A 12,893-nucleotide genomic window follows, 5' to 3' on the forward strand; every position below is an offset into this window, starting at 1 on the left:
ATAGAGTGTTGATGTCTCAGACAACAGAATATATAGGCGTAGCCGTCAGCCAGCGCTACAGAGAGCAGAAGCAGGGAGAAGGATGATGTCAAAAGTGACGATGACCGCTATTGCGCAGGCGGCGGGCGTGGGCGTGGCCACCGTGGATCGGGTGCTGAATGGACGCGCGCCGGTGCGCAGCGTGACCGAGCAGAAAGTGCTGGCTGCGGCCCGCGAGCTGGGCTATCACCTGACGCAGGCACACCTCCGGACAACATCGCCGCTCGCTGCGGCAACAGTTCGCGTGAGCTTTATCCTGCTGCCTGCCCGTTATTCGTTTTATCAGCAGCTAGGCGAGGTGCTGAAACAGCAGCTGAAGGCGCAGCAGCCACAGGGCAGCGAACCTGAATTCTGCTGGCATGATATTCATGAAGTGGAGGCGGTGGCGCACTCGCTGCGTCTGCTGGCACAGCGCAGTGATGTGATTGCGCTGGTGGCGCTGGATCATCCGCTGATTCGTCACGCGATTCAGGATGTGTCCCGACTGGGCGTGCGGGTTTACGCGCTGTTTTCTGATTTTTCGCCCTGTGAGCATGCGGGATTTATCGGCATTGATAATCAGAAAGCGGGACGTACGGCGGCCTGGATGGCACAGCATCTGCTGCGTCAGCCGGGATGCGTTGGGGTGCTGCTGGGCGATCACCGCTTTACCTGCCAGGAGAGCAGCGAGATCAGTTTCCGCTCTTACCTGCGCGAGTCAGGCATCAGCCAGCGGGTACTGGAACCGTTAAAAACGCATGAGTCGGGTGAAGGGGGCTATCAGGCGACCCGGCAGTTGCTGGACACCCATGATGATCTGGTGATGATTTATGCGCCATGCGGCGGCATCGAGGGTGTGGTGCGGGCGCTGCGTGACAGCGGGCGCAGACAGATCGATCTGCTGTGCCACGGTCCGCTGCCCGGCGATGAGCTGGCGCTGATTGATGGCACCATTACGCTGATGTTGCGCCATCGTATTGATGCCATGGCTGCGGCGGTGATCGCCACCTGCCTCAATAGCCGGATGGAACAGCGCGACCATTTTGCGCAGGTGACCGTACCCTTTGAAATCGTGACGCGTGAAAACCTGTAGAAAGAGCAGGTTAGCGGAAATTTGATAGAAAACTATCATATAAAGAAATATTTAAACGCGATCTCTATCAAAAAATGAAACTTTCATTGTTGTCTGAGATGAAATTTTCATTTGATACTGCCAGCAGTTCTCACTGCACAGGCAGATATCATGACCTTTCACATTGCTAATGCGCCCTGTAGCTGGGGCGTCGACGATCCCGCTAATCCCTGGCTGCCGCCATGGCAGAAAGTCCTGACTGAAGCCGCTCAGGCTGGCTATCCCAGTATTGAACTTGGCCCCTGGGGCTATCTGCCAGCGGATGCAGCCGAACTGACCCGGCAGCTTAATGCGCATCAGCTTTCGCTGGTGGCGGGTACGATTTTTGATGATTTGGTCAGTGAAGCGCATTTCCCTGAACTGGTCACGCTCACCCACAACCTGTGCCGTACCCTGGCCAGCGTACCAGCCGCCGTCAAAACGCCCGGCGCCAGCGCGCCTTATCTGGTGGTCATCGACTTCGGGAATCCGGAGCGGGCGAAATATGCCGGTCAGTCAGAAAAAGCGCCACGGCTCTCCGCTGACGACTGGCAGCGCATGATGCGACACATCACCATTCTGAGTGAGATTGCCTGGCAGGAGTATGGCGTGCGACCGGTGATCCATCCGCATGCGGGCGGCTGCATTGAGTTTGCCGATGAGCTTGCGCGGCTGGTCAGTGATATTCCGCATCAGGTGGCTGGTTTATGTCTGGATACCGGCCATCTCTATTACGCCGGGATGGATCCGGTCGCTTCACTGCAACAGTACTGGACCCGCATCGATTACCTCCACTTCAAAGACGTTAACCAGCGGGTCTGGCGAGACGCCCTCTCTCGCGGACTCGACTTTTTCACTGCCTGCGCGCAGGGGGTGATGTGTCCGCTGGGGCAGGGCGCAATTGACTATCCGGCGGTGCGCGCACTGCTGACTGAGCGTAACTATCAGGGCTGGATCACCATCGAACAGGAGCGTGATCCGCGCCATGCCGACACCAGTCTGCGGGATGTTAAAGCCAGCCTGGACTATCTCCGATCAACAGGATTTTGAGGACAACAGCATGATTAACGGTAAAAAAGCGGCTAATCGCTCGCTGCGCTGGGGCATGATCGGCGGCGGCGGCACCAGCCAGATTGGGTATATCCATCGCTCTGCGGCACAGCGTGACGGAAACTTTGTGCTGCTGGCGGGGGCGTTTGATATTGATGCCGCACGCGGGCGTGAGTTTGGTCAGGCGCTGGGTGTGGCACCGGACCGCTGTTATCCCGATTATGCCAGCCTGTTCGCCGGGGAAGCCGCGCGTGAAGATGGCATTGAGGCGGTGTCTGTCGCCACGCCTAATAATACTCATTTCGCCATTTGCCGCGCGGCGCTTAATGCCGGGCTGCATGTGGTGTGCGAGAAGCCCCTCTGTTTTACGGTCGAAGAGGCGGATGAGCTGGAGCAGCTGAGCCGGGAGAAGCAGAAGGTTGTTGGCGTCACCTACGGTTACGCCGGGCATCAGCTGGTTCATCAGGCCAGGGAAATGATCGCCGAAGGGGCTTTGGGTGAGATCCGCATCGTTAACATGCAGTTTGCCCACGGCTTCCATAATGAGGCGGTGGAGTTGCAGAGTGAAAGCACCCGCTGGCGGGTTGATCCGCGCTTTGTCGGCCCGAGTTACGTGTTAGGCGACCTGGCGACGCATCCGTTATTTATCGCAGAAACGATGTTGCCACAGCTGAAAGTGACGCGTCTGCTCTGTTCGCGTCAGAGCTTTGTCGCGTCGCGTGCGCCGCTGGAGGACAACGCCTTTGTGATGATGGAGTATGACAACGGCGCAGTCGGCACGTTATGGGCGTCGGCGGTGAATGCCGGATCGATGCACGGGCAGAAGATTCGGGTCGTCGGATCGAAAGCCAGTCTGGAATGGTGGGATGAGCAGCCGAACCAGTTGCGCTATGAAGTGCAGGGCGAGCCAGTGCGCATTCTGGAGCGCGGCATGGGCTATCTTAATCCGCGCGCGCTGGAAGAGGACCGCATTGGCGGAGGGCATACCGAGGGGTTATTTGAAGCCTGGTCCAATCTTTATCGTCGCTTCGCGCTGGCGATGGATGCCACCGATCGCCATGACACCGACTTCCTGCAGAATTTCTGGTATCCCGACGTGCATGCCGGATTAATGGGCGTGCGCTGGGTCGCGCAGTGCGTGAAATCGGCGGATGCCGGTGCAGTGTGGGTGGCGTGCTGAAGCAGAGGGTGAGCCACAGGATGTGGCGAGTGTATCGAACCTTCGATAACGGGTTCGCTCCACAAAAGCAAAAAACCCGCCAGAGGCGGGTTCTTTAAATATGGTGCCCGAACCCGGACAAAAATGCCGGGAGCATTTTTGCATCGCGCGGCTTCGCGCGACCCGGAGGGTGAGCCACAGGATGTGGCGAGTGTATCGAACCTTCGATAACGGGTTCGCTCCACAAAAGCAAAAAACCCGCCAGAGGCGGGTTCTTTAAATTTTGGTGCCCGAACCCGGACAAAAATGCCGGGAGCATTTTTGCATCGCGCGGCTTCGCGCGACCCGGAGGGTGAGCCACAGGATGTGGCGAGTGTATCGAACCTTCGATAACGGGTTCGCTCCACAAAAGCAAAAACCCGCCAGAGGCGGGTTCTTTAAATATGGTGCCCGAACCCGGAATCGAACCAGGGACACGGGGATTTTCAATCCCCTGCTCTACCGACTGAGCTATTCGGGCAACGGGGCGCATTAAACCGTAAAGGCCGCGGGTCGTCAACGGCTTTCACTAAAAAACCCCTGGAAACGTGACTGATTGCCTGATTTTCAGTCAAAGCGGGTAAAACCTCAGGCCAGCGCGCCATTTTTACGGCACAGCGCGATGCTGTAAACATCCTCCGCCAGCCGCTGTGCGGTGGCGACATCCTGCACATTGCGCTTCACCAGCAGCTTGCTGAGGCAGCCTTCAAGAATCAGCTCCATCTGATCGGCCACCATGCTGGGGTTGTCCAGCGCCTGCTCCACCAGAATGTCGTGGGTGAACTGCCATGAGCCGCGTTTCTGCTGTTCGGCCAGTTGATGGATGGGCTGATCGGGCTGCGGGTAGAAGCTACAGGCGGCGATAAACAGGCAGCCTGGAAAGCGTCCTTTGCTGACCTGCTCACTCAGGACCTCATAGCGTGCCATCAGCTTCTGGTCGGGCGACAGCGATTCATCCAGCAGGATCTGGCGTCGCCAGGTATCAATCTGCTGCCCGTGATAGCGCAGCGCATCGTAGAGCAGGGCGTCACGATCGGGCCAGAACTGCTGAAGCTGGTCACGGGTTAATTCGGATCCCGCCAGGGTTTCCAATGAGAGGGTGGCGGCGAGGCCGTTCTGTTCAAGCACATTCAATGCATGCTCGAGTATCTGTTCACGCTGCAAGTGACTCTCCTCTGGTATGCAGGCCCGGTAATGCACCGGGCAATGACCTGACTCCAGTGTTGTTTACGGGGTAAGTTTCTGCAAATGCGCCCGGAAGTCGGCGGCATTGAGAAACCCGGTGATGCGCGATCCGGCGATTTCGCGGCCCTGCGCATCAAAGAACAAAATCGTCGGTAAGCCCAGCACCTGAAGGTGCTGCAACAGCGCGTTATCACTGGCGTTGTTGGCGGTGACGTTGGCCTGGAGCAACTGTACCTGACTCAGGCTATCGCGCACGGCGCTGTCACTAAAGGTATATTTTTCAAACTCTTTGCAGGCGACGCACCAGTCAGCGTAGAGATCGACCATGGTGATGCGGCCGCGGGCCTGCTGCAGCGCGCTATCAAGCTGCTGCGGCGTCTGGATAGTATGGAACGGCAGCGGTGCCACAGCCTGCTGCTGCGCCGGTCCGTCAAAGGCCCAGTCCTGCAACGGGCGTGCGCTGATCAGCGCAGCGGCCAGCATGATAATCTGCACTACGCGCCACTTACCGCTGCTGGCGCGCAGGCTGACGCTGAACGCCCAGCCAAAGAACGCCACGCCGAGCAGGCTCCAGAGCCGCAATCCCCATGCATCGCCCAGCACCCGCTCCAGCAGGAAGACCGGCAGCGCCAGGATGACAAAACCAAAGCCCTCTTTAACGGTTTGCATCCACGGGCCGCTTTTCGGCAGCAGCCGGTTGCCAAACAGGGTCACGGCGATCAGCGGTAATCCCATTCCGACCGCATAGAGCCACAGCGTCCCGGCACCGGCCCACAGATTTCCGCTCTGCGCGATGTAAAGCAGAATAGCGCTGAGCGGGGCGGTGGTGCAGGGTGAGCAGATCAAACCCGCCAGCGCGCCCATCAGGAAGACGCCGGGCAGCGAGCCACCCTGCTGACGATTACTCCACAGGGTCAGGCGGGTTTGCAGGCTGGCGGGCAGTTGCAGCGTAAACAGGCCGAACATTGACAGCGCCAGCACGATAAACAGCAGTGAGAGCGTGAACAGCACATAAGGATGCTGCAACGCGGCCTGGAAGCGCAGGCCCGCTGCCGCGACGACCACTCCCAGCAGCGTGTAGGTCAGCGCCATCCCCTGCACATAGACCATCGCCAGCGCGAACAGCCGGCCCAGCGAATAGTGGCGCTGTCCGCCAAGGATAATGCCGGAGATCAGCGGATACATCGGCAGTACGCAGGGCGTAAACGCGACACCGATACCAATCAGTAGCGCCCAGAGCGGCGAGAAAGGCAGCGGGCTGGCGGGCGCAGGCTGAGCGCTGACCGGCGGCGGTGCGCTGCTGGCGGTCACCGCACTTACCGGAACGCTGCGCGTTTCTGGCGGATAACAGAATCCGGCGGCGGCACAGCCCTGATAAGTCACACTGAGCGTGGCGCCGCTGGCCGCCTGTTGCAGCGTCACCGGCAGCGTCAGATCCTGCGGATAGATTTCACTTTTGCCGAAGAATTCATCTTCATGCGGCTGACCAGCCGGCAGCGTTAACGGCGCGATGGTCGCGTTCTGCGGTGTGATGTGGATCTGCTGGCGATAGAGGTAATAACCCGATTTCACTTTCCAGTGCAGGTTGAGCTGCGCGCCCTGCTGGTCGAAGTCAAAAGTAAAGGCCTGATCAACCGGCACAAAGCGACTGGTCGTCGGATTTGAAAAGAGTGAAGCGTGCGCCTGCAGGCCGATAAACAGCGTCAGCAGAAGCGTAATTAAGCGAGAGATGCGTGCAGCCATGACAAGTATTCACTGTCTCCATATTGAACCGGCAGCGCCAGCAGTTCGGGCACATCGTAAGGGTGAGCGTCTTTGAGCAGATCACACAGCGCCTGCTGATGATCGCTGTCGCATTTCAGCAGCATCTGGACTTCGCTGCTCTGCTCCATTTTTCCCTGCCAGAGATACCAGGAGGTGGCGCCCGGCAGCAGTGTGACACAGGCCGCCAGCCTGGCTTCCAGCGCTAAGCCAGCAAGGTGCTCCGCCGTGACCTGATCGGGTGTGGTGCAGAGGATAACGACAGCATTCATCCTGTGACTCCTGTTTTAAAGAGCGCCGATGATAGCACGCTCCATCCGTAACACGAGGAGTGCGCTTATAGCAGCAATCCGCCAAAAACGAAGCCAGAGAGCACCGACAGCGCAATGGCGATCACGCCGGGAATGATAAAGGCATGGTTAAACACATACTTGCCAATCCGGGTCGAGCCGGTGTCATCCATCTCAACGGCGGCCAGCAGGGTCGGGTAGGTCGGCAGCACAAACAGCGCCGAAACCGCCGCGAAGGAAGCGATGGCAGTAAGCGGCGTAACGCCCAGCAGCAGCGCGGCGGGCATCAGCGCTTTGGTAGTCGCAGCCTGCGAGTAGAGCAGCATCGAGGCGAAGAACAGCACCAGCGCCAGCATCCACGGATAGGTTTTCAGCGTGTCGCCCGCCAGCATCTGAATCTCCGCCAGATGTGCCTTCACAAAGGTATCGCCCAGCCAGGCGACGCCCATTACGCAGATACAGGCGCTCATGCCGGACTTGAAGGTGCTGGCGCTGAGGATTTCGCTGGTGTCGAGTTTGCAGGTCAGGCTGATCAGCGTGGCGATGGTCAGCATAAACACCACAATCGCTTCATTGCGTGGCAGCGGTGGATTGACGATCAGCCCGACGCTGGCGCTGGTCGCGGTGGCATAAAGCACCACGGCCACGATGCCCGTCAGAAACAGCAGCACCGATTTTTTCGCGCCCGGTTTTGCCTGGTAGAGGCTGGCACCGCGCAGCGTGACTTCGCCTTTAGCGAGACGCGCCTGATAAACCTCATCATCCTTTAGCTCACGGCCGAGGAAGTTAGTCACCAGAGCCGCCAGGAAAATGCCCACCATGGTCGAGGGGATGGCAATCGCCAGCAGCGTGATATAGCTGACGCCGCGCGGCTCAAGCAGGGTGGCGAAGAAGACCACCGCGGCTGAAATGGGTGATGCGGTAATCGCGATCTGCGAAGCCACTACCGCAATCGACAGCGGCCGGGAAGGGCGAACGCCTTGCTCTTTCGCCACTTCGGCAATCACCGGTAATGTTGAGAACGCGGTATGTCCGGTACCGGCCAGCAGCGTCATCAGGTAGGTCACCAGCGGGGCCAGCAGCGTAACGTGGCGTGGATGACGGCGCAGCAGGCGTTCCGCCAGGCTCACCAGATAATCCATGCCGCCTGCCACCTGCATGGCGGCTATCGCGGCGATCACCGCCATGATGATTTCAATCACATCGAACGGAATAGCACCGGGTGCCATGCCAAATCCCAGCGTCAGGATTAGCACGCCCATCCCGCCTGCGAACCCGATACCAATGCCGCCAAGACGTGCGCCCAACCAGATCGCCATCAAGACGATAAGCAGCTCAACCACAAACATGAATGACTCCTGAAAGATAAACCGGTAATAGCAGGGTGTGCTGTTTAACAAAAAAAAAGGCACACCGTGTTGATCGCGGTGTGCCTTTGGTTAACCAGCGTCGGTTAAACCTTACTGTTCGTTTTCATCAGTATAACGTTTGGCTTTATAAACCGGGTACATCAGGTTCTGCACCGAGAAGATATCGTCCAGCTCACTTTCCGTCAGCAGGCCGCGCTCCAGCACCACCTCACGTACGCTTTTACCGGTTTCCGCACAGATTTTACCGACGATGTCGCCGTTGTGGTGGCCGATGTAAGGGTTAAGGTAAGTCACGATACCAATCGAGTTGAAGACATAGGCTTCGCACACTGCGCGGTTGGCGGTAATGCCGTTGATGCACTTCTCCAGCAGGTTGTAGCAGGCGTTAGTCAGAATGCTGATCGACTCAAACAGCGCCTGACCAATCACCGGCTCCATCACGTTGAGCTGCAGCTGGCCCGCTTCAGAGGCCATCGTCACGGTGATGTCGTTACCAATCACTTTGAAGCAGACCTGGTTTACCACCTCCGGTACAACCGGATTGACCTTGGCGGGCATGATAGAGGAACCCGCCTGCAGCTCTGGCAGATTGATTTCATTCAGGCCAGCACGCGGGCCAGAGGAGAGCAGGCGCAGGTCGTTACAGATTTTAGAGAGCTTCACCGCCAGACGTTTCAGCGATGAATGGACCATCACATAGGCGCCGCAGTCGGAGGTTGCTTCAATCAGATCTTCCGCTGGCACCACCGGCAGGTTGCTGACTTCCGCCAGACGCTGCACCGCCAAATGCTGATACCCTTCCGGCGTGTTGAGGCGGGTGCCGATGGCGGTCGCGCCCAGGTTCACTTCCAGCAGCAGTTCCGCGGTGCGCAGAATGCTTTTGGTCTCTTCGTTCAGCAGTACGCTGAAGGCGTGAAATTCCTGCCCGAGGGTCATCGGCACGGCATCCTGCAACTGGGTACGGCCCATTTTCAGGATGGTCTGGAACTCATCGGCTTTGTGCTGGAAGCCTTCGGCCAGCTGGCTGATGCCATCAAGCAGTTTCAGTAGCGAGCTGTAGACCGCGATGCGGAAACCGGTTGGGTAAGCGTCGTTGGTGGACTGGCATTTGTTCACATGATCGTTGGGGTTGAGGTACTGATATTCCCCTTTCTGGTGGCCCATCAGCTCAAGGCCGATGTTCGCCAGTACTTCATTGGTGTTCATGTTGACCGAGGTCCCGGCACCGCCCTGATAAACATCCACGGGGAACTGGTCCATACAGCGGCCGTTGTTGAGCACTTCGTCGCAGGCCTTAATGATGGTATCGGCAATATTGCGCGGGATGGTCTGCAGCTCTTTGTTGGCCATCGCCGCCGCTTTTTTTACCATCACCATGCCGCGGACAAATTCAGGTATGTCGCTGATTTTGCTGTTGCTGATATAAAAATTCTCAATCGCACGCAGAGTATGAACGCCATAATAGGCATCCGCCGGAACTTCGCGCATACCTAACAGGTCTTCTTCGATACGAATGTTGTTCGCCATGATAACCTTCTTGTTGTTGCCGCTAACCATCACAAAGGATGTGTTTATTTTGTCGTGGTGTACCCGTGCCGACATATTATCCGTCTTCATAGGGGCGTGTGCGATCATATTCTGATGCATATGAAAAGCACGCATGCAGATCACTTAATGCTGCAGCCTGGTTAACGATATGTGAAGTTGGTTACAAAATTAACCCCGCAGGATAAATTTGACAGGATCGGTTGAAAATGGCGGCGCGGGTGCCCATCTCTTTTCTTATCATCCTCAGGATGAACGCTTTCTGCTGACCGGCACGCTGCCGTTCAGCCCCTACTTACAGGAGAGTACGGTGCGCTGGATACCGTTATTAGTCTTTTTCGTTCTGGCCTGGATTGAGATTTCCCTCTTCATTCAGGTTGCACACGTCATGGGCGTGCTGCTTACCATGCTGCTGGTGGTCTTCACCTCGTGCATCGGCGTCTCGCTGGTCAAAAATCAGGGCATGAAAAACTTTATGCTGATGCAGGAGAAGCTGGCACGTAATGAAAGCCCGGCCAATGAGATGATCAAAAGCGTGTCGCTGATCATCGCCGGTTTCCTGCTGCTGCTGCCTGGTTTCTTTACCGACCTGCTGGGCCTGCTGCTGCTGCTGCCACCGGTGCAGAAACATCTGACGCTGAAGCTGATGCCTCATCTGCGCGTCTGGCGGGGACCGGGAGCCGGTCCAGACAGCGGCTACACCATGGATGGCGAGTTCGAGCGTAAAGACAGCGATCGCCTTGAGCATCATGACGATCACAAGGATCGTTAACCGCAACTGTCACTTCTGAAAGCGCAACCTTCGGGTTGCGTGAGATTGTTGTAAAAAACCTGACCCGGCCAGCTGTGAGACCGGAGCCGCACAGGGAACAGGGTCAGATCGGAAAGTCGCAAAATCGTCATCCATGACTTCTCGGCCCGCGCCATCCGTGGCGCGTGACGCTTTCCTCTTCTGACCCTGTTTCCTGCGCCCTGAGCTTAGCCGTTGCTGCCAGGGTCATCCTGTACTGAGTTTGTCAGCACGCTGGCGCAACCTACGGGTTGCGTTTTTTATTTGCCCCATCATCTGTTCAAAAAGCCATCACTTATCACTCACAGGTAAAAAATTTGTTGTCCGCCCCCTTGAAAGTGGGTGGCAGCGGCCCTATCTCTCTGGTCACGAGGCCGGAAGCCATGCAGCCCGGTGTTCAACCCCAAAACTGAATGATTGGACTTCTCAAAGGAGAGCTATCAAATGAAAATTCGTCCATTGCACGATCGCGTTATCGTCAAGCGTAAAGAAGTTGAAGCTAAATCAGCTGGCGGCATCGTGCTGACCGGTTCCGCAGCCGGTAAATCCACCCGTGGTGAAGTACTGGCTGTCGGCAATGGCCGCATCCTTGAGAGTGGCGACATTAAGCCGCTGGACGTGAAGGTTGGCGACATCGTGATCTTCAGCGAAGGTTACGGCGCGAAAACCGAGAAAATCGACAACGAAGAGGTGCTTATCATCTCTGAGAGCGACATTCTGGCCGTTGTTGAAGCGTAATTTTTACGCGTAATTCACTGAACGAAACGAATTTAAGGGATATTTAAAGATGGCAGCTAAAGACGTAAAATTCGGTAATGACGCACGCGTAAAAATGCTGCGTGGCGTGAACGTACTGGCAGATGCAGTAAAAGTTACCCTGGGTCCTAAAGGCCGTAACGTAGTCCTGGATAAATCTTTTGGTGCACCGACCATCACTAAAGATGGTGTTTCTGTTGCACGTGAAATCGAGCTGGAAGACAAGTTCGAGAACATGGGCGCGCAGATGGTGAAAGAAGTTGCCTCTAAAGCGAACGACGCTGCGGGCGACGGTACCACCACTGCAACCGTACTGGCACAGTCTATCATCACCGAAGGCCTGAAAGCGGTCGCAGCGGGTATGAACCCGATGGACCTGAAGCGCGGTATTGACCAGGCTGTTATCGCTGCGGTTGAGAAACTGAAAGCGCTGTCTGTTCCTTGCTCTGACTCTAAAGCGATTGCGCAGGTAGGTACTATCTCTGCTAACTCCGATGAAACCGTGGGCCAGTTGATTGCTCAGGCGATGGAGAAAGTGGGTAAAGAAGGCGTGATCACCGTTGAAGAAGGCACCGGCCTGCAGGATGAGCTGGATGTGGTTGAAGGTATGCAGTTTGATCGCGGCTACCTGTCACCTTACTTCATCAACAAGCCAGAAACCGGTGCGATTGAACTGGAATCTCCGTTCATCCTGCTGGCTGACAAGAAAATCTCTAACATCCGTGAAATGCTGCCAGTGCTGGAAGCCGTTGCGAAAGCCGGCAAACCACTGCTGATCATCGCGGAAGATGTTGAAGGCGAAGCGCTGGCAACACTGGTGGTTAACACCATGCGCGGCATCGTGAAAGTGGCTGCGGTTAAAGCACCAGGCTTCGGCGACCGTCGTAAAGCTATGCTGCAGGATATCGCTATCCTGACCGGTGGTACCGTAATCTCTGAAGAGATCGGTATGGAACTGGAGAAAGCGGCTCTGGAAGATCTGGGCCAGGCAAAACGCGTTGTGATCAACAAAGACACCACCACCATCATCGACGGTGTGGGTGAAGAAGCGACAATTCAGGGCCGTGTAACCCAGATTCGTCAGCAGATCGAAGAAGCAACGTCTGACTACGACAAAGAAAAACTGCAGGAGCGCGTAGCGAAACTGGCAGGCGGCGTAGCCGTTCTGAAAGTAGGCGCAGCAACTGAAGTTGAAATGAAAGAGAAGAAAGCCCGCGTTGAAGATGCGCTGCACGCAACCCGTGCTGCCGTTGAAGAAGGTGTGGTTGCTGGTGGTGGTGTGGCGCTGGTTCGCGTGGCAGCACAGCTGGTTGATCTGCGCGGTCAGAACGAAGATCAGAACGTCGGTATCAAAGTTGCGCTGCGCGCGATGGAATCTCCACTGCGTCAGATCGTTTCTAACGCCGGTGAAGAGCCATCTGTTGTCGCTAACAACGTGAAAGCGGGCGACGGTAACTACGGTTACAACGCGCAGACTGAAGAGTACGGCAACATGATCGACTTCGGTATCCTGGATCCAACCAAAGTGACCCGTTCTGCTCTGCAGTACGCGGCCTCTGTTGCGGGTCTGATGATCACAACCGAATGTATGGTCACTGACCTGCCAAAAGGTGACGCACCTGATTTAGGCGGCGGCGCTGGCGGTATGGGTGGCATGGGCGGTATGGGCGGCATGATGTAATTGCCGTTGACTGCTTAAGTCATCAAAGAACCCCCGATCGGAAACGGTCGGGGGTTTTTCTTTTTCAGCGTCTGAATGCTGGCAGCAGCAGGAAAAACCCATTAACTTTTTTTATGTTCTGCATCATGGTTTAGTCAG

The 12,893-nt window shown here is 56.7% G+C and carries 11 protein-coding genes and 1 tRNA gene; 6 read left to right on the forward strand and 6 right to left on the reverse strand.

What is annotated here, in order from left to right; all coding sequences use genetic code 11:
• Window positions 1-85 precede the first annotated feature (85 nt).
• The 3 genes from AC6I8B_RS01790 to AC6I8B_RS01800 all read left to right on the forward strand — a co-directional run bounded on the left by AC6I8B_RS01790 (window position 86) and on the right by AC6I8B_RS01800 (window position 3,359).
• Window positions 86-1,111, forward strand: coding sequence for a LacI family DNA-binding transcriptional regulator (locus AC6I8B_RS01790; RefSeq protein WP_192073004.1), 1,026 nt, complete (start codon window positions 86-88; stop codon window positions 1,109-1,111).
• A gap of 150 nt (window positions 1,112-1,261) precedes the next feature.
• A complete protein-coding gene (locus tag AC6I8B_RS01795) occupies window positions 1,262-2,179 on the forward strand; it encodes a TIM barrel protein (RefSeq protein WP_062759355.1) in 918 nt (305 codons plus the stop codon).
• Between the two features lie 10 nt (window positions 2,180-2,189).
• On the forward strand, window positions 2,190-3,359 hold the full coding sequence (locus AC6I8B_RS01800; protein WP_033759601.1) for a Gfo/Idh/MocA family protein: 1,170 nt from the start codon (window positions 2,190-2,192) through the stop codon (window positions 3,357-3,359).
• Between the two features lie 423 nt (window positions 3,360-3,782).
• On the opposite strand, the gene AC6I8B_RS01805 is transcribed toward AC6I8B_RS01800, so the two are convergent.
• The 6 genes from AC6I8B_RS01805 to aspA all read right to left on the reverse strand — a co-directional run bounded on the left by AC6I8B_RS01805 (window position 3,783) and on the right by aspA (window position 9,510).
• Window positions 3,783-3,858, reverse strand: a tRNA-Phe gene (locus tag AC6I8B_RS01805).
• A gap of 107 nt (window positions 3,859-3,965) precedes the next feature.
• Window positions 3,966-4,541 carry a division control transcriptional repressor DicD gene (gene dicD, locus AC6I8B_RS01810; protein WP_010252014.1) on the reverse strand — a complete coding sequence of 192 codons (576 nt, stop codon included), beginning with the start codon at window positions 4,539-4,541 and terminating at the stop codon, window positions 3,966-3,968.
• A gap of 63 nt (window positions 4,542-4,604) precedes the next feature.
• On the reverse strand, window positions 4,605-6,305 hold the full coding sequence (locus tag AC6I8B_RS01815; protein WP_089414648.1) for a protein-disulfide reductase DsbD: 1,701 nt from the start codon (window positions 6,303-6,305) through the stop codon (window positions 4,605-4,607).
• Window positions 6,281-6,595: a divalent cation tolerance protein CutA gene (gene cutA, locus AC6I8B_RS01820; protein ID WP_052271182.1), complete on the reverse strand. Its 315-nt coding sequence runs from the start codon at window positions 6,593-6,595 to the stop codon at window positions 6,281-6,283. Before cutA ends, AC6I8B_RS01815 begins: the two co-directional genes overlap by 25 nt.
• A 65-nt stretch (window positions 6,596-6,660) precedes the next feature.
• Window positions 6,661-7,962 carry an anaerobic C4-dicarboxylate transporter gene (locus tag AC6I8B_RS01825; protein ID WP_157353495.1) on the reverse strand — a complete coding sequence of 434 codons (1,302 nt, stop codon included), beginning with the start codon at window positions 7,960-7,962 and terminating at the stop codon, window positions 6,661-6,663.
• A gap of 111 nt (window positions 7,963-8,073) precedes the next feature.
• Window positions 8,074-9,510, reverse strand: a complete 1,437-nt coding sequence (gene aspA, locus AC6I8B_RS01830) for an aspartate ammonia-lyase (RefSeq protein ID WP_010251996.1) — start codon at window positions 9,508-9,510, stop codon at window positions 8,074-8,076.
• 328 nt (window positions 9,511-9,838) lie between these two features.
• Between aspA and AC6I8B_RS01835 the strand changes: the two genes are divergently transcribed.
• The 3 genes from AC6I8B_RS01835 (at window position 9,839) to groL (ending at window position 12,755) form a co-directional block, all read left to right on the forward strand.
• The gene (locus AC6I8B_RS01835) at window positions 9,839-10,300 is read left to right on the forward strand and encodes an FxsA family protein (RefSeq protein ID WP_010251992.1); all 462 of its coding nucleotides are present in this window, start codon (window positions 9,839-9,841) and stop codon (window positions 10,298-10,300) included.
• Between the two features lie 462 nt (window positions 10,301-10,762).
• Complete coding sequence (locus AC6I8B_RS01840; RefSeq protein WP_010251990.1) at window positions 10,763-11,056, forward strand: co-chaperone GroES; 294 nt, start codon at window positions 10,763-10,765, stop codon at window positions 11,054-11,056.
• A gap of 49 nt (window positions 11,057-11,105) precedes the next feature.
• Window positions 11,106-12,755: a chaperonin GroEL gene (gene groL, locus AC6I8B_RS01845; protein WP_010251987.1), complete on the forward strand. Its 1,650-nt coding sequence runs from the start codon at window positions 11,106-11,108 to the stop codon at window positions 12,753-12,755.
• Window positions 12,756-12,893: the final 138 nt, after the last annotated feature.

The sequence above is a fragment of the Pantoea sp. X-Soil-ISGK-285 genome, from assembly GCF_059730815.1.